Below are 16,858 nucleotides of genomic sequence, written 5' to 3'. Positions count from 1 at the left end.
CGTTCTTCGTTAGTTCAATACTTGAATTGAATCCGAATAATTATCAACACTCTTCTCATTTCTTACCAGAGGGAGGCATGCTTTCTAACGATCTCAATAAAAGCTTCTACTTGAGGAGAGATCCACTTGTTTTTGGGATATAACAACTGCGTAGCTAGATTCTGTTTGTACTGCTGACCTGAAAGTTTTTCTTCCTTCAGCTCCCTCTCTACCGTAATTCGAGGTAACAAGGATATGCCCATACCACTCAATATAGATTGTTTCACGGCTTCAATACTCCAGAATTCAATATTGGAAGTAATCCCTAACTGATACTCCTCAATGCATTGTTCAAACAATGTGCGATAATCGCAACCTCTTTCGGTAAAAAGTAAATTGCTTTGCACAATGTCCAGTTGTAGCTCAAATGAATTTGGATACAACAACATCATGGGCTCCTCAGCCAATTTCTCACTGTACAAATTGGGGTCATGTACCTCTGTCCCCAGCATAAAGGAAATATCACTTTTACCTTGCATCAAATTCTCTTTATAATGTACGGAATCTAATTGGTGCCATTCTATATTGACATGGGGATGTAATTTTTTGAACTCTTCAATAATAGGCGGAAAACGATAGATCAACAAAGTTTCCCCAATACTGATAACGATATTACCCGTTAATTCCCCTTGCGCAGCAGTCACTTCCTTAATCATATGATACAGGTCAAGCATTTTTTTGGCATGTGGCAACAATTTTCTCCCAGTCTCCGTTAAAATAACCCGCTTACCGATTCGATCAAATAAAGGGTAGTTAATCTCCTCTTCCAATGCCTTGATATGCAATGTGATTGTAGATTGCGCGTATCCAAGATGCTCAGCAGCTTTGGTAAATCCCTCGTGTTCTACAATCGCAATAAATGTTACCAAATGACGTATTTCCATCATTGGCTCCCTTCTTTTTACCATCATCAAAACTGATTGTTTACATATAAACTATCAATTTTACTAATAGAATGCAATCGTTTATATTCAATGTAACTCAATAAGAGCTAAATTAATCTCAATCGTTTATAGAAGGGAGTAATCACCATGCAAACAGCAGCAACGTCATCCATGTTGATCAATGGATATCGAATTGCTTATGAGCAATACGGAGAAGGCTCTCCCATATGGCTCCTTCATGGAACACCGTCTTATAGCTATGAATGGAGAAAAGTAATACCCTCTCTGGTTCAAAAAGGGTATAAAATCTACGTTCATGACCTTCTTGGATATGGAGCATCCGAAAGACCACTCGAAACAGATACTTCTGTGGCAGCACAATATACTCTGTTCAGTCAGCTTTTAGACGAACTCGGAATGGATCGTTTACATGTCGCAGCCCACGATCTAGGTGGAATTGTTGGCCTCCAATTGGCTCAGGAACAACCTGAGCGTGTACAATCGCTCACGTTACTCAACATCCCCAGCTATGATTCGTGGCCCTCACCAACCTGGAAGAAAATTATTGAAGAACAGTTCGAACGGGTTGAACAAATGTCCCGTACTGATTTTGATACCATGCTAAAAAAACAGTTACCCATGGCAGTTTATAATAAAGACCTCATGACAGGGGATACACTAGACGCATATCTTGCACCCCATGCCGGTCTATTAGGTAAAGCATCTTTTTTCTCCCATCAGGTAGCTCACTATAATGCAAAATATACTGAATCCTATAAAACAGATTTACCCAAACTGAAGGTCCCCGTTCAAATTCTATGGGGGGAGGAAGATGAATGGCAGCCCCTCGCTTATGCAAAGAGGCTTGTCCAGGATATCCCCCATGCCTGTCTACGTGTCATTCCAAAAGCTGGTCATTTCGTAATGGAAGATGAACCTGGACAATGTTCTGATTATATCGACCATTTTTGCAATAAACATTCGTGATTTAGGGTGACACAGAAAAAACACGAGGCGTGTATGCCACTTCCTCGTGTTTTTCTAATGATGTTACTGTTCAGGTTTGAATTTCTTAATTAGATATGAAAGGACACTCGAGGATAGCATAAACTTGGTTTTTCCATATGGTACCCACTGAAGATGTTATTATTCCTGAGCAAAGCTAAAATCTAGAATTGAATATTAAGGTGAGCTGATTCTACTCCACACATCTACCATTGGATCCTCCGCTATATACTTAGGAACAATCTCCAATGTTTGTATAAGATATCCCTTCAGGACTTTGTACTCTACACCAGATACGGCCAGTGAACACTAGACGCGTATTAATCAGTAAAGAGGCCCCTCCACTCCCTGTGAGTAAAGAGGCCTCTTCGTGCGTAGGATCAGAACTGATTTGCAGCTAAGTTTTGTAGCAGGAGATTGTTATATTTAGCCGCATGTTTTTGCTCATCCAGAATAATGCCATACAGAGTATCCTTGTAAATGCCGTACGGAAGACCGAACCATATCTTTCGATATTTCTCAACAGCAGATAATTCACCTTGGAAGGCTTGTTGCAACCCGGCAATATAAGAATTAACATTATCCGGAGGTTCGTTGCCAACTCCTGTTACTTCATGCCCTGTTAATTCCTTATACATTTGTCGGAACATTTGATTATGTCCTCTTTCATCATTCCGAATAGAGGTAATCACTTCAACTTGTTCTTGGTTCGGGGCAAGTCTGATGAGTTGATCATAAAAAAGTTCATCATTTCGTTCACCTTGTACGGCATTCCTCATTAATTCAAGTGATTCTTGTGTTGTAGTGGCCCAAACGGGGACGAATTGTGATCTAAACCAATACGGATAAATCCTATGCATGAGCTAAACCTCCAGAAATGCAAATAATCATATCATCAATTATATGCACATAAGCCCAGTATGTGATTATTTGAAGAAAGGTTTAATGCACAGTTCCTAGATTAACACTCCCACCAAACGTAGTATGTGCCTGGATGAGCGGCTTTCCAAGGTATCCTCCTGGGTTCTCCTTTATTTTTCAACCTCAAATATTGAATCGATGATGATTGGAAGATTGTCTCTAACCGAAACAGCTCCAAAGACTGAACATGCATGGATACCTTTAGCATTGATCCAATCGCTGACTGTATTTCAAATGGTTCTGTGGTTGTTTCGTAATCATACACTTATTTTCTGAATCTTCGAGCGGGATATTAAATATACCGGGCCCATTATTTCGATTGCGCCGTCTTTTACACGAATCGCACTCTCCTGCTCTGCCGCATATACATCGATCTCCTCCGATAAGGGGAACAGGTAGCCTTGAACGAAAGAGGCGTAATCGCGTTTCGAATGAGATTCATAGGCAAAAGGATTAAAGTCCAACCCATCATGAATCGTATCTATTTCAACGGTATGATCGGCGCTCTGCGAGGTTACCCATTTGGCAGCCATGTTCAACGAACCGGCGCTGGCCCCCAAGATAACGGCATTGCTGTTCTTAATCACATCGGTTAATTCATATTCCGCCAAAAAGTTGTTCTGTTGAACAGGATCTCCGCCGCATAGAAAAATGACCGACGCGTTCTGAATCCATTGCCGGGCCTCATCCTTCGGCATGCGGTAATCGATGAAATGGTTCTCCTTAAACATAAGATTAGCCTGATGGAGCCATGTCCATTCCGTTATATCCTCAAAGTGAATCTGCCCGTCTTCATAATCAGAGGGTTGAGCGCTAATCATAACAAGCGATTGTCTGTCTTGTAGATCCTCCTGCAACCACTCAACCAGCCCCTCTGGTAAAAAATCATTAAACCAACTGAAATAATAGTGAGTACTCAAGCTTCATCACCTCCATATGCAGGGTTTGCCCCGTTAAAGCGGTTTAATTTAGCTTCAGCCGCCAGCATGGCGCTGGTAAGTCTCCGATGATTCCCGTCATGCCGGGCAAGTGTTCTGAAATACAGGCTGCGCACCATATTTTTCCCGTTCACTCTGGCAACTCTCTGTGCGCGTGTATCCGGCCATTCCGTACACTGCGCCAAGCTATGAATCCAGCCGGCAATCTCCTGCTGTGGTAACAGCGATTCACTGATCATCGTGTCCACAACGTTAGCCATACGTTCGTCTTCCTCCTCGTCAAAAATCCGGACACTGTTATGCAGCATTCCTGTAATCGCCATAAGCACCTCGTGCTGCACCTCAATGTCACTTTCCTTATAGCGGATCAGCTCCTCCAGGGCATCTGCCCCGTGAGCTGCGGCATGAGCCCAGCCTTCGGCTGCCAGATAACCGCGCAGGTCCTTCTCCTCCTGATAGTAGCGAAGCAGCGAGCGCTTTAGATGCTGGAAGTCTTTTGGCGTCAAGAATGGTTGAATCCTGTCCCGTTGCATAATAAGAGCGATCGGCAGAACCGCGAATGCCCTGGTGAGTACGCTGTGGTCATCCACGCTTCCAATACGGTAGAACAAATACCGGTCGTCCATCAGGACAGTCAATAGATGCCGCATTTCCTCATCTGTGAACTTATTATCGCGCTTCAGCCATATGTAAAAGGTAGAATAAATATGCTCACGAAGCTCAGGCTCCGGGTCACCAATATGCCGCAGCATCAGATCGGTAAAGTCTTGGATGCTTTCTCCCTCTCGCAGGATATACTGTTCTTCCTCCAATCTGTGCAGCTTGTGTATCAGTTCTGTCCGCGTGTCCTTCGTACCCCGTTCATTGACATCTTCGTCCAAAATGCAGGCTTTCATCTAGTCGGTTCACTCCTAACCCAGTTATAACGGCATTATGTATTTCTCCCGCCGATATCCCTACTATAAAACACAATGACTGACACCAGGGCGTCAGTCATTGTAGGATAGAAGCATATTTTGCATATATTGCTGCAGCTCCGCCCGTAATTCACGAGGCTCCAGCAGCTCGCACTCCTTGCCGAAGCTTAGAATGAATTTCAGCAGGCCCTCCTCATGAGGAAAAATATCCGTAACGAGATAGAAGCCATCTTCACCCCGGCTAATCTTCTCTTTCTCAAAATACTCGGTAAGCTGTGCGCCAATTCGCGAAGTGAATCTGAGCACAACCTGTATGCCCGCCTGCGAATAATTGTGATCAATGACCTCGGCAATCCGCGCATCCGGCACATCTCTTTTTGCAAAAGACAGCCCCAGCTCCAATTGCCTGATCCGCACAAGCTTGAATCTGCGGTAGTCGTTTCTGACCCGGCAGAAGCCGATCACATACCAATGGCCGTGACGAAAGTCAATCCAGCCCGGCTCGACCGTTCGCTCCAGGTATTCCATATCCCTGTTGATATAATCGAACACCAGCACCCTGTTATCCGTGATGGCCTTGCTGATGATCCCAAGGTACTCTTTAATCTCCTGTTTCATACTGAAATGGGACAACTCCAGAGTCAGTTTATCCTTACCCGGCTCCCGCTTATAGGTATGTTCAACCTTGAGCAGGATGTCATTGAAAGCTTCGTTCCGGCCAAACAATCCGTGTAAATTCTTCATTACAGCTACCAACGTATGAGCTTCGTCCCCATTAAGAAAGAGGTTGCTTACATTATAGCTGTCCATAATATAGTATCCTCCGCCCTTACCGCTGGTTGATGCAACTGGTATGCCGGCTTCGCTTATTTTCTCAATATCCCGGTAGATCGTCCGCAAGGATACCTCGAAATGCTCGGCAAGCGCCTTGCCCGTTACCGTACCTTGACCGGAGATGATCAGCAGCATGGAGAGTAATCGATTGACTCGCATGATTGGTGTGTGACGCTAAGTAACGTCTCCTCCTCTGGGTAGAATTTTTTTCATATTACGTCTTTGGGAAACACCCTATTCATTATCTTGTCAGACCTACGGAGTGATGTCCAGAATGACATTTGTGAGAGGAATGCAGGATTGCCAAAACGTCGGAGCTGTGCAGGGGATCTAACATAGAAGGGGACAGTTGTTAAACGCAAATTGTCCCTGCAATAACTTATACCTTCATCTGTCCCTTGATAACCTTCATCATACTTTTGCCTGTGGCTACAATTGCTTCTTCCGCTGGGCGTGGTGCCCATCCCAGTAAACGTTTGGCTTTTTGGTTACTCGTTGACATATCTTGGCGAAAGAATCACGAGCAAAAAATAACAGATTTGACCAACTTTTTTCTAACATTCTCTGATGATTTTCGATTGGCCATTGAGAGTGATTACACAGGGCTACATTATCAAATCTTCAAAACTCATATTACCCAATTTTATGATGAGCTTACTCCCTTTCCAGACTGGACAGGTGCGAAACGAAATTATTGGATTCATTTTATAAGTGCCGGTGTTTTTGAAATTTGGATGATGCGGATAAAGAATGGTCAACAAGAAACCCTAGAAGAAATATCCGCACTCATCCGACTTTTTCATAAATAAAAAACAGAGAAATACGATGGAACGAGTAGGTGAACTGGCTGAGCAGGAACCGGCAATGTTAAGGCGAAAAGCGGATTCGCCCCGATAGCATAACAATCTGTTCAATTAACCCGCTGAATTTGTGCAAAGCAAAGGTATCATACGCTCTTAAGCGGCTCGGAACGATTTACTTGTTTTGAAACACATCAACTGCTCCATTAATCAAAGGATGCACTTTGATGTCGTAGTCAACATTAATTCTCATGTTTTCCCAATGTTTTAACCATTGTTCATCCGTTATTTCCTTGGAAAATGGCTTAAGTGAATGGGTGCCGATCTCTAAGGGATCGACTTTCCAACGTTGCATTCGTTTTAATAAATCTGAAGTTTGTTCCTCAAGGTAGACCTCAATTTCATGAACTAAATGTTCCAATTGTTCCTCACTTTGAATATTCAATTCTCCCTGGTATTCCTCAATTCTTCCTTTCAATCCCACATGTAAGGACAAGGATGAATAGTCGCCCGATAGTTTCATGCGAACATTGGATCGAATACGTCCTAAACTGATAGATAGCTTTGGAATGGCCAAGACTTTTAGGAAATGATTGTTATCCAGAAGTTGAAAAATATTATCGTCCACGTCTTGAATGACCATTACTTCTTTATCGTTTTGGAAGATGCCTGTTCCTACGTAATTGAAATTGTCCTTATCCGAATGAAAAACCGGCAGGACCGGATCTTTAAAAGGAGAATATACCTTCTTCATGAATTTATGAATATTGACGATGCTCATTTCACCTTGATTATGCTCCTCGTAATGCTTTAACATCCGATAAAGGAAATAATCCTGGTTGTCTTGCACCGTCAATTGATTTTTTATGTATTCATCAAAATCGCCTCTGACAATCAACAAATAGACACGCATTGAAATATCAGGATCAACCAGTATGGTATTGATCAGCTTTTCAATGCCTCCTTTTTTTGCCAGCTCCTCATTCATTAATAACATTCGCAGCTGCCCCTGCTTTAATTCCCGATAATAAATTAAATTAAACTTCTGGTCTCCCTGCTTTAACAGATCGACTTCCTTGGAGAGAAGACGTTTTTTTTCTTGGATGAGCGGGGGGACTAAAGTGCTGATTCTCAACTTTCCTTCCGTCCCCTTGTCAACCGACCAGAAAACTACCGGAGCAATCTCTTCGATCTTATTGTTCTCGACATATGGGGAAGAACAGCCGGCCATCCACATAAGGCTTACAACCGCCAATAAACCATAGTGCTTGTATGGTACCATCCCTACATACTCTCCTTTCGTTTAACTGCAATGAAAAGGATCGCAGGAATAAGTAAATAAATGCATGAGCCGGTCCAGATTTGAAGGTTCAGTAACATCTTTTGACCCGGAACCGTTTGCCATAACCATTGATCCATTAAGATGATGCTTATCAAAATGACGAACCAGCTCGACAATAAACCAATCCGAGTTGTGCGTTCTTTCATTTTTCTCATAAAGATTCTTCCGGCTCCATAAAAACACAACAGAAGAATTGAAATGTCAAACACATAATTAAACATATGGAAAGAGATAAGGATGTAATCGATTCGTTCTAAACCGCTCGTTTGAATGTAGCTTCCCATATATCCTATCGGAAAATCGATCTTGCGTAAGTAGTGTGATCCGTAAAACAATACCGAAGCAACGAACAATAATACATATTCCATGATCGACATCATATTTCCAATAACCAGGTATTTCGATATTTTTTTATTGGAGCTTAACCATGGAACCATAAAAACCAAATATACCGGACCGGAAAATGCCGACCAAATAAACAACAAACCTTGCCATGATTGTCCTGACCATTCGGTGGGTATGAGAGGATACAAATCGCGGTAATTGGCATCCGGTTGGAAGAAAAAAGGAATAAACAGGACTGAGATCCAAGCCCCGCAAAGAAAGGCGATGACGACAAAACGCAATGTATTCTCCATTCCATGTGAAGCCACATATAAGCTGATCAAAAGAATAAATAGGATCAGCCACCTTGTATCCATAGATGGAAAAATAAAATTATGAAGCATTTCAATGTATCCCAGTGTGATGATTGAAATTTTTAACAATATTATCAAAAATCCAAGTATTGCGAAAACTTGAACCGTCCGTTTCCCGAAAAGCTGTAAAAATCCTTGATAGCCTTTCGCTGCATAACTGGAAGTAAACCATTTGGACATCATCATCAAATTAAGTTGGGACAGTAGCCCCATCGCGACAATTCCCCAAACCATATACGGATGAACCAAATAAACCGGCATGATCAAAATAAAATAATGCATTTGCATGCGATTCACTAAGAGAAGGAAATAGATACCGCCAAGGGTGGAAGTTCGATTATATAAGGATAAACTCTTCACTTCTTCATCTCCTGTCGCCATTTCCGTAGTGGTTTTAGATATTTCGGACGTGTTTTCATCCAAATTAAAGGGCCGCGGATAAAGAGGTCATTCCAATCCTTTCCATAAAAAGGAGCAATCGGTGCTAAATAAGGTTGACCTAATGACGTTAATGCATGGAGATGTGCAAGAATCCCGATCAGCCCGATCACGATTCCCGGCAACCCAAGAAACGATGCAAGGACAAGAAGAAGAATTTGTATCAGCACCATGGATTTTGTCACTTGATAATTGGGAACTAAAAAGAAAGCAATGGCGGATATACCCATCAGCACTATCAATACTTTACTTGCAAAGCCTGCTTCTACAGCAGCTTGTCCAATGACGATACCACCGATAACCCCTAAAGTTTGACTGGTTTTGGTCGGCATTCGCAAACTTGCTTCTTTGATGATTTCCAGCGTTACGATCATGAAAAATCCTTCCGCAAACGGAGTAAAGGGCAATTTGCCTCTCGATTCCAATAATACGTAAAGAAGCGGCAGCGGAACCATTTGGTAATGAAATGTCGTTAACGCAACATAAAAAGGAATCATCGTCAAAGAAACAATAAAACTTCCGTACCGGATTAAACGTAAAAAACTGGCGACCGGCCAACGAAGGAAGTAGTCTTCCGGAGATTGGAGTAGATGAAAAAAAGTAATGGGAGCAATTAAAGCAAACGGTGAATTGGAAACCAATAGCGTCAGCTTTCCCTCACCTAAGGCGTAGGCGCAGGCATCCGGCCGATCCGTTTGTAGAAACTGCGGAAAGACCGTATGATTATGATCTTCAATAAAAGCTGCAAGCTGAGAGGAGTCTAAAAATTGATCGAAATCCACACTTTCAATTTTCTTTCTTGCAAGGGAAACAAATTCTGGATTAGTTAATCCGTCTATGTACAGTAACACAACTTTCGTTTTACTCAGTGAACCGATAGTAAAGCTTTCCGTTTTTAATGTCGTTATAGGCAAACGTCTGCGCAACATTGTAATGTTTTTATCGATTTGTTCACTGAAGCTGTCTTTCGCTCCATATATAACCGTTTCCGTTTGGGAAGGTTCAACTGCCCGGCCAAGAGGGCTTTCCAGTTGGACGCCTAACCACTGATCGTTGACTGAATCGTTTAGAAGAATAAATCCTTGCATTATTTTTTGCTCAGCATCTTCGATTGATAGAACTTCCGAAACTTTGGCATTGGTTATGCATGAAGAAAGCGAATTGCAAGCAGAACGATGAAGTGGCTGAATAATCGTCTCGTTTAAACGCTCTGGATCGATTAACGTTTTTATGTATAAAAGATGGACTGAGGCACTGGAACCCATTGTGAGCTCAACAATTTCGGCATCATCCATATGGTTTAATTTCTGTTTTAATTCATCAAGCCATGTTTCAACCATAGTCTTCTCCTTCATTTAAGAAATCAAAATCCTGCGGTTTTATCTTGCCCTGAAATGGAAAAATTATACGACCGGGTAGCTGCAAACAGGCTTTTTGATTCCGCTTATATCATGACATGTCTTCGTTCAATGCCAGCCACTGCACCGCCAACCCGAACCTGACACATTATGATCCCGATCCGCAGCTGGAAGCTCTTGAATGAGGCACATTCATGTTCTGATCGTCCTCTCTTTATCTTCGAAAAACTGATGTGCGTAACCGCAATCTTCTCTCTATAACGTCCTAATAGTGCCATTCTTCTTTTGCAAGCAGAACAGTTAATTTCTTGCCCATCCTTTCGACTGCTCCCGGACCAGTGAGAGAAATGCTGCCGCCGCTGGCGACAATGCCTCCTGCTTCCGGGTACAGACGGCAATCGGATTCAGCAGCGAAGTGCCGTTAACCATCACACGCTCCACTTCCCCGCGTTCCACATTATCCCTAACCGCCAGGGAGGAGATGAAGATGGCTCCGTAGCCCGCGATGACGGCCCGAACCATCTCGTTCACCCCATTAAATTGTAGACCTACCTTGGGAGGACTCACGTTCAAAGCCCTACATAAAGAGAAGAGACGCTCCCGGGTAGAACTTCCCTCTTCACGCAGAATGAAGGGAACCTTCATCATTTCCGCTAAAGTAATTTCCTTTCCGCCGTATGGATGGTTTCTCGGGACGATGAACCAGAGCTCATCCTCCAGAAGCTGCTCCCATTCAATACCCGGTTGCTCCTCCCAGCCGCCTCCGTATACGGCTACCTCGGCATCGTACTGTAGCAGACCCTCCACCGCTTCCCGAGAATTCGCAGTATTCAAGACCACCTCCACGGAAGGATGCTCCTGCTTGTAGAGTGCCAGCCATTCCGGCAGCAGCAGATTGGCGGGCAGATAGGTGGCGACAATCCGCAGGATTCCGCTGAACCCGGCCTTGTATTCACGGACTGCCTCATCCAGCTCACGCTCCAATGCAAACAACCGTTTGGCATGACTGGCCAGCATCTGTCCCGCATCGGTCACTAGAATGCCACGCCCCTTAGGGGCTAACAGCTGTATGCCTAATTCCTTCTCCAGATTGCGTACCTGGGCTGTAACTGCAGGCTGGCTGATCCGTAGTTCCTCCGCAGCACGGGTGACTCCGCCTTTTTCAGAGATGGTATGAAATATTTTAAGGGCATGAAGATTCATAAGATGACCTGCCTCCTACATCAAAATTGATGAAGAACGAAATTATATATATTTTTCTGATGAATCATTATGCTTTATTGTAAGGATAAGGGAAAATTTTCACAAGATTAAATAATTTATCGATGAAGGAGAGAATTTCATGAGCAAAACAAAAATCGTCTGTACCATCGGCCCCTCCAGCGAAAGCCCCGAAATGCTCCGTAAGCTGATCCAAGCCGGTATGAATGTCGCCCGCCTGAACTTAGCTCACGGTGATCTGGAGGAGCACACAGAACGCATCCGCCACATCCGGGAAGCAGCCAAGGAACTAAACCAATATGTGGCCGTCCTGCTCGACATCAAAGGTCCGGAAATTCGTATCGGCAAAATGGCCTCGGACTTCGTGGAATTGGTACCAAGTGAAACTGTGATTCTGACCACAGAGGAAGTGCTCGGCACGAAGGACCGCATCCAAGTCACCTATAAGCAGTTGCCCCAAGATGTGCAGCCCGGTAGCAGTATCCTGATCGATGACGGTCTAGTCCGTTTGGAGGTCGTAAAGTCCGAAGGTACCGAGATCACCTGCCTCGTTAAGAACGGCGGCAAGCTGAAGCCGCGCAAGGGCGTCAACGTTCCCGGCATCAAAACCAGTCTTCCAGGCGTAACTGAGAAGGACATCCTGCACATCAAGTTCGGCGTTGAGCAGAACATCGACATCATCGCTCAATCCTTCGTCCGCAAAGCTGCAGATATTCTCGAGATTAAACATATTCTGAGTAAACACAAGGCCGACCATATCCAAATTATCGCCAAAATTGAAAATGACGAGGGCTTGGAGAACCTGGACGCCATCCTGAACGTAGCCGACGGACTAATGGTTGCCCGCGGCGATCTGGGCGTGGACTTGCCGGTGGAAGATGTGCCGCTGGTTCAAAAAGACATGATCAAGAAGTGTAATCTGGCCGGAAAACCGGTTATCACCGCCACTCACTTGCTGGAGTCCATGCAGATGTACCCGCGTCCGACCCGTGCAGAAGCAAGTGACGTCGCCAACGCTATCTTCGATGGCACCGATTCCGTCATGCTGTCTGGTGAATCTGCCGCAGGTAAGTACCCGCTGGAGTCCGTCGAGACTATGGCCCGCATCGCCGCAAGCGCTGAGTCCGTCCTGGGGAGCTACGGCCGCTCCAACTGCAAGAGTAACGAGACTGGCACCAACGTGACCCGCGCCATTGGCGAATCCGTTGTCCGCACTGCCCTCGCGCTATCCGCCAAGGCTATTCTCGCCCTGACCGAAAGCGGCTTTACCGCCCGGATGATCGCCAAGCACAAGCCCGCTGCACCGGTAATCGCCGTATCCACTAAGGAGAGCGTGTTGCATGCCCTCTCCTTGACTTGGGGTGTAATTCCGCTGCTCCGCGACGAGTCTACTTCTAGCACAGATGCAGCCGTAGAAGCCGCTGTTGAACTGGCGAGGTCTGCCGGATACGTGCAAAATGGCGACTTGGTGCTCATCACCGCCGGAGTCCCTGTAGGCTGCGCCGGAACCACTAACCTTCTGCGGGTTCACCGAGTTGGGGAAGGGATTTAAATAAAAACGGAGTTCGCATTTTACTCCAGCCTATTAGAAACGCAGATTGCCCCCGATCAAATCTTTGGTCATTGGATCAAAAAACATTGTAATCGGTCCCAGTTGGCCGTTCATTTCCGTATCAAATTGAACGGATACAACAACATCTAACTTTCTGTCATCAATCCAATAGCCAACGTTTTTTCCAGACTCTAGGATCACTATGGCTTTCTCTTTCTGCGTGGTTAAAGTGCTTCTTTCCTTTTCTGAGATTTGGGCCCAAGCTAGATTCCGAAATTCATCTTCATTTTTAAGTTTGTCATAGTGGAAGACATAATAGTACCAGCCGCCGCCCAGATTCTTATAGTCATTCACATAGTTGAATTTCGAAGGATCGCCTTTGGCCATCTCTGGTAGGCTGAGGTAGGTTATGCCTTGTTGATACAAGTTGTCTTCGGCATCAAACAAAAAGTCAATACTTTTACTAGGGGCATCATTTAAGGAGGATATCCTCTTTACAATACCTTCTCGAAACAAATTTTGAGCGATTTGTTGAATTTCAGGGTCCTGGATGTTCTCGATGGAATAATCTTGTTGAAGTATGACAGGCCGAGTCTGGAACACTTTTTCATTTTCTAACAGATAACGGCCTAGAATATCAAAGTCCTCACGACGGTTCTGAAAATATATAATAACCCCAGTCTCTGGACGCTTCAGCACTTCGCTAACGTTCAGGGGAATAATAAAGTCACTTGCCGTAACATGCTCCTTGCTCTTGCTGTTCAAGCCAGCACATCCGCATACCGCCAATGCCAAACAAATTACAACTGAAATGAATTTCATCGGCCAAAAATTCATAATGCGGCCCCCCATTAAGACAAGAGTTGTGAATTTATGTCACGAAATGGCTTCTAGGTATTGTTGTAACATTGATGCTCACCTTAGGTATGACGGTTGCAGGGAGCGGGCTTCCTGTATATGATTTCTTCAGTTTCTCTATGGTCAGTATCTATGTGTTCTTGAAATCTACTCTCATTTAATGTAGTTATACCTGCTTTTGTATGCTGCTGGTACCAGGCATCATAAGTGTTCCCGCGTTTTTCAATACCTACTACGCAAACCTGCCCGTAAGCTCAGTGAAGTTATCCACACCAGAGCAATATCTACAATGAACTTTACTCCTCAACCTCAAATATAGAATCAATAATGATAGGAAGATTATCTCTAACCGAAACAGCTCCAAAGACTGAACGGGCATGGATACCTTTTTCTCCGAAAACATCCAGCATCAGATCAGAACAGCCATTCAGCACTTTATGATGCTCTTCAAAACTGGCGACCGCATTAACAAAGCCCTGAATTTTAACGACCCGTTTCACTTTATCCAGTGTATCTAAAGCTGTTTGTAATACGGCCAAAATTTCAATCCCCGTTTGTCGTGCAAACTGATAACCTTCTGCGGTGGTATAGTCCTGACCTAACTTACCTTTGGGTGTACCAGCAGGACCTTTGCCTGAAACGAACAATAACCCGTTTACTTTTACGAAGTTTGCATACTTAGCTGCCGGTTCGCTTGCATGGGGGAGAACGATTCCTAATGTTGCTAATCTACTAGCCACTGTTTGATCAGTCATTTTTCAATCTCCTCACTCATTAGATTTGGAAGAATTATAGCAAAACGTTAGGCGGGAGCCGTCCACATGCCAATATACATAAGGCTGGTCCAAACGCTTGCTCGAAGCTTCAAGCTCCCGTCACCATGTCTAAGTATTTCCTTAAGTCTTCTTTAGCTCGCGAATCACTGGTCCAAGCTCCTAAATTCCAGCTGATATATCTAAGTCCTAAATATCGTGAGGCGATTGCATACAGTTGATTGAACTGACTGATAGAAAATTCGATGTTTGAGGCAGCCAGTAGCCGCTTATATTCCTCTAGTTGTTCTGCAGTACGTAACCGTAATGGGATATCTAAAAATATAGATCCGTACCGTGCCTCTTCCCAATCAATAAAGGATACATCCGTATTGTTATGCACCAGCACATTTCCCGGGTTAAGGTCGTTGTGGATTAACGTCTGGCTGGTTTCATCATGAATCACCTGTTGAATATCCTCCAGAAACGTATTAGCTGCTGCTTCAACAGAGAGAATGTAATCCCCGAAGACATCTATAAACTGCTCGTTTTCCTTGGCCGTCTGCCATTGGGGCTTCCAACGTTCATAGATCATCTTTTCGATATGTAAGCTGTCTGCTTCAGGTAACCATGAAAGTTCTTTCTTTTGGCCAAAGTTAGAGAGGTGGATATGTGATAACGCCCTCGTCTCACTGAGCTGAAGTGAATGAATATCCAGACTCCCATAGTCTGTCTGAGCGTCAACGTCCTGTAAACAAACCAGGAATCTCTCCTCTGACTCAGCACCATCTGAACAAGAAAACGGTACATTGGCTCTTTGGGCATAAAGCGTGCGCAATACTTGCCGCTCCAGCCTGGTTGCCTGCTTTGAAACTAGGGACACCCTCGATGTTTTGTCATCCGCCTGGATTATAACCGAATGGCGATTTAACTCCACAGCTTGAGAACCCAAGCCCATAGGCTTGCTCTCAATACTTAGAACTTCTGCCTTAGGGTCTATAAATTCGCTTACAGTTCTCTGCACCAATTTAAGGATATTATTATCCATTAATGTCAAGTCCTCACCCAAATCATTTAGTGTTTTCAGCCCCATTACTTTCAATCCCTTTATAAAGAGCACTGAAATCTTCACCTTCATTTAGAGAATCAATAAGCTGCAATAAACCAGGTGTACCAACAATCCCATACCACCTCGAAACCTCATAACATGCCAGTTCATAATTCATAGTACTTGTAGTATTAGCCTGAAATGCAGAATGGGAGTCCAAAAGAATAAAATCGACGGGTTCTTTGCCATCATTCGTCTGAGTGCTCCAAGTCTTTTCCATATCGGTAAACCGGCCATCCACCATAGCGGCTAAACCCTCGTCGAACCATACTGGCACCTTGCTGCTGTTTTTAAGTCTTTTCCTTAATTCTGCATGGGTAAATTCATGAGCAATGACGTTTACGCTATAACCACGGGGGCCGATCACAATATAGCTATTCCATGGATAATAATAAGTTTGCCCAATATCTGAGTCTGCGTAATTTTCCAGAGTCTCATTGGATTTTGCATAGATTAGAACAGGAATCGACTCTTTCTGGCCAAAAAGTGATTTGATTTTCTCAGCAGAGGTCTTAACAAAATGAATTACTTCTGCTTGCTCACTCTCATTGATATCAGGTTCAACATATACGTTATGAGCAATTTGCTTCATATTGGAGAACTTGACTAATACCGCATGGGTTTGCTTATCATACATTAAATATAAGAGCAGTAAGATGAGAGCGAATCCCAGAATGGTAGAAAAGCCGATTATTTTGATCCTTTTTGATCTGCGTAATGACAATGTAATCTTCTCCAGATAATAAAATTAGTACTCTTAGTCTAGTTGTGAGAATCGGATAAGTGCCATATCACAGAGAGCACCGGGAATGAGGATCTACCACCGCTTAACCCAAATTGGCTCCAGGTTAGAGTAACCCAAGGCTTGCAGCAGCTGCCAAGCGTTCTCTATCGTATGCTGCTTTCCTTTGCGCCACAATTCAGGCTGTTCCCGTTCTATGTAATGTATTATCTCGGAAATATGCCCCGGTTTGCCTAGATGAATGGTGGTATGGGAGTTGTTTTTGTATGCTGAAATATCATAAAACTCCCATGAGGTGTGACGATCCTCTTCGGGTGGAGCGGCTGCGAAAATGAGCGTGATTTTGGTGGTTTTATCTTCCTTGGGCGAAATATTTAACGTGAGGCGGGAACCACCCACATGCCAGTATACAAAAGGCCGGTCTTGGACGGTTAGCTGTCTGATCTGAGTT

The 16,858-nt window shown here is 44.0% G+C and carries 16 protein-coding genes; 3 read left to right on the top strand and 13 right to left on the bottom strand.

Annotated elements, in window-relative coordinates; all coding sequences use genetic code 11:
• Positions 1-62: 62 nt before the first annotated feature.
• The gene (locus NST26_RS05385) at positions 63-926 is read right to left on the bottom strand and encodes a LysR family transcriptional regulator (RefSeq protein ID WP_339254158.1); all 864 of its coding nucleotides are present in this window, start codon (positions 924-926) and stop codon (positions 63-65) included.
• A 144-nt stretch (positions 927-1,070) separates the two neighbouring features.
• On the opposite strand from NST26_RS05385, the gene NST26_RS05380 reads away from it, so the two are divergent.
• Positions 1,071-1,910, top strand: a complete 840-nt coding sequence (locus NST26_RS05380) for an alpha/beta fold hydrolase (RefSeq protein WP_340955533.1) — start codon at positions 1,071-1,073, stop codon at positions 1,908-1,910.
• Positions 1,911-2,308: 398 nt separating this feature from the next.
• On the opposite strand, the gene NST26_RS05375 is transcribed toward NST26_RS05380, so the two are convergent.
• The 4 genes from NST26_RS05375 to NST26_RS05360 all read right to left on the bottom strand — a co-directional run bounded on the left by NST26_RS05375 (position 2,309) and on the right by NST26_RS05360 (position 5,697).
• Positions 2,309-2,788: a ferritin-like domain-containing protein gene (locus tag NST26_RS05375; RefSeq protein ID WP_340955535.1), complete on the bottom strand. Its 480-nt coding sequence runs from the start codon at positions 2,786-2,788 to the stop codon at positions 2,309-2,311.
• A gap of 318 nt (positions 2,789-3,106) precedes the next feature.
• Positions 3,107-3,769, bottom strand: coding sequence for a Type 1 glutamine amidotransferase-like domain-containing protein (locus tag NST26_RS05370; protein WP_340955537.1), 663 nt, complete (start codon positions 3,767-3,769; stop codon positions 3,107-3,109).
• Positions 3,766-4,683 carry a DUF2785 domain-containing protein gene (locus tag NST26_RS05365; protein WP_340955538.1) on the bottom strand — a complete coding sequence of 306 codons (918 nt, stop codon included), beginning with the start codon at positions 4,681-4,683 and terminating at the stop codon, positions 3,766-3,768. Before NST26_RS05365 ends, NST26_RS05370 begins: the two co-directional genes overlap by 4 nt.
• 93 nt (positions 4,684-4,776) lie before the next feature.
• Complete coding sequence (locus tag NST26_RS05360; RefSeq protein ID WP_340955539.1) at positions 4,777-5,697, bottom strand: helix-turn-helix transcriptional regulator; 921 nt, start codon at positions 5,695-5,697, stop codon at positions 4,777-4,779.
• Between the two features lie 266 nt (positions 5,698-5,963).
• Here NST26_RS05360 and NST26_RS05355 point away from each other — a divergent pair, with 266 nt between their 5' ends.
• Entirely contained in the window at positions 5,964-6,347 is a 384-nt protein-coding gene (locus NST26_RS05355) for a hypothetical protein (protein WP_340955541.1), read from the top strand.
• A gap of 166 nt (positions 6,348-6,513) precedes the next feature.
• Here the strand turns inward: NST26_RS05355 and NST26_RS05350 are convergent, their stop codons facing one another.
• From NST26_RS05350 to NST26_RS05335, 4 genes are all read right to left on the bottom strand, one after another.
• Positions 6,514-7,620 (bottom strand): Ger(x)C family spore germination protein, encoded by a 1,107-nt coding sequence (locus NST26_RS05350; protein WP_340955544.1) that lies wholly within the window; start codon positions 7,618-7,620, stop codon positions 6,514-6,516.
• 2 nt (positions 7,621-7,622) lie between these two features.
• Positions 7,623-8,738 carry a GerAB/ArcD/ProY family transporter gene (locus NST26_RS05345; RefSeq protein WP_340955547.1) on the bottom strand — a complete coding sequence of 372 codons (1,116 nt, stop codon included), beginning with the start codon at positions 8,736-8,738 and terminating at the stop codon, positions 7,623-7,625.
• Positions 8,735-10,156: a spore germination protein gene (locus NST26_RS05340; RefSeq protein WP_340955550.1), complete on the bottom strand. Its 1,422-nt coding sequence runs from the start codon at positions 10,154-10,156 to the stop codon at positions 8,735-8,737. Before NST26_RS05340 ends, NST26_RS05345 begins: the two co-directional genes overlap by 4 nt.
• 318 nt (positions 10,157-10,474) lie before the next feature.
• Positions 10,475-11,377 carry a LysR family transcriptional regulator gene (locus NST26_RS05335; protein WP_340955553.1) on the bottom strand — a complete coding sequence of 301 codons (903 nt, stop codon included), beginning with the start codon at positions 11,375-11,377 and terminating at the stop codon, positions 10,475-10,477.
• Positions 11,378-11,516: 139 nt separating this feature from the next.
• On the opposite strand from NST26_RS05335, the gene pyk reads away from it, so the two are divergent.
• The gene (gene pyk, locus NST26_RS05330; RefSeq protein ID WP_340955555.1) at positions 11,517-12,947 is read left to right on the top strand and encodes a pyruvate kinase; all 1,431 of its coding nucleotides are present in this window, start codon (positions 11,517-11,519) and stop codon (positions 12,945-12,947) included.
• A gap of 33 nt (positions 12,948-12,980) precedes the next feature.
• Here pyk and NST26_RS05325 read toward each other — a convergent pair whose 3' ends face one another.
• From NST26_RS05325 to NST26_RS05310, 4 genes are all read right to left on the bottom strand, one after another.
• Positions 12,981-13,784 (bottom strand): hypothetical protein, encoded by an 804-nt coding sequence (locus tag NST26_RS05325; RefSeq protein ID WP_340955557.1) that lies wholly within the window; start codon positions 13,782-13,784, stop codon positions 12,981-12,983.
• Positions 13,785-14,101: 317 nt separating this feature from the next.
• Complete coding sequence (locus NST26_RS05320) at positions 14,102-14,560, bottom strand: RidA family protein (RefSeq protein ID WP_340955558.1); 459 nt, start codon at positions 14,558-14,560, stop codon at positions 14,102-14,104.
• 109 nt (positions 14,561-14,669) lie between these two features.
• Positions 14,670-15,650: an aminoglycoside phosphotransferase family protein gene (locus NST26_RS05315; RefSeq protein WP_340955560.1), complete on the bottom strand. Its 981-nt coding sequence runs from the start codon at positions 15,648-15,650 to the stop codon at positions 14,670-14,672.
• Positions 15,628-16,389: a hypothetical protein gene (locus tag NST26_RS05310; protein ID WP_340955563.1), complete on the bottom strand. Its 762-nt coding sequence runs from the start codon at positions 16,387-16,389 to the stop codon at positions 15,628-15,630. Before NST26_RS05310 ends, NST26_RS05315 begins: the two co-directional genes overlap by 23 nt.
• Positions 16,390-16,858 lie beyond the last annotated feature (469 nt).

The organism is Paenibacillus sp. FSL R7-0128, from assembly GCF_038002245.1.
Taxonomy (GTDB): domain Bacteria; phylum Bacillota; class Bacilli; order Paenibacillales; family Paenibacillaceae; genus Paenibacillus_AQ; species Paenibacillus_AQ silagei.
This window is presented reverse-complemented; position numbering and strand designations above follow the sequence as displayed.

Excerpts from the sequence above, each read along its gene's own strand:
- NST26_RS05365 (WP_340955538.1), bottom strand. The coding sequence starts at position 4,683 with ATGAAAGCCTGCATTTTGGACGAAGATGTCAATGAACGGGGTACGAAG.
- NST26_RS05350 (WP_340955544.1), bottom strand. The coding sequence starts at position 7,620 with ATGGTACCATACAAGCACTATGGTTTATTGGCGGTTGTAAGCCTTATG.
- NST26_RS05385 (WP_339254158.1), bottom strand. The coding sequence starts at position 926 with ATGATGGAAATACGTCATTTGGTAACATTTATTGCGATTGTAGAACAC.
- NST26_RS05380 (WP_340955533.1), top strand. The coding sequence starts at position 1,071 with ATGCAAACAGCAGCAACGTCATCCATGTTGATCAATGGATATCGAATT.
- NST26_RS05335 (WP_340955553.1), bottom strand. The coding sequence starts at position 11,377 with ATGAATCTTCATGCCCTTAAAATATTTCATACCATCTCTGAAAAAGGC.
- NST26_RS05325 (WP_340955557.1), bottom strand. The coding sequence starts at position 13,784 with ATGAATTTTTGGCCGATGAAATTCATTTCAGTTGTAATTTGTTTGGCA.
- pyk (WP_340955555.1), top strand. The coding sequence starts at position 11,517 with ATGAGCAAAACAAAAATCGTCTGTACCATCGGCCCCTCCAGCGAAAGC.
- NST26_RS05360 (WP_340955539.1), bottom strand. The coding sequence starts at position 5,697 with ATGCGAGTCAATCGATTACTCTCCATGCTGCTGATCATCTCCGGTCAA.
- NST26_RS05340 (WP_340955550.1), bottom strand. The coding sequence starts at position 10,156 with ATGGTTGAAACATGGCTTGATGAATTAAAACAGAAATTAAACCATATG.
- NST26_RS05320 (WP_340955558.1), bottom strand. The coding sequence starts at position 14,560 with ATGACTGATCAAACAGTGGCTAGTAGATTAGCAACATTAGGAATCGTT.
- NST26_RS05375 (WP_340955535.1), bottom strand. The coding sequence starts at position 2,788 with ATGCATAGGATTTATCCGTATTGGTTTAGATCACAATTCGTCCCCGTT.
- NST26_RS05315 (WP_340955560.1), bottom strand. The coding sequence starts at position 15,650 with ATGGGGCTGAAAACACTAAATGATTTGGGTGAGGACTTGACATTAATG.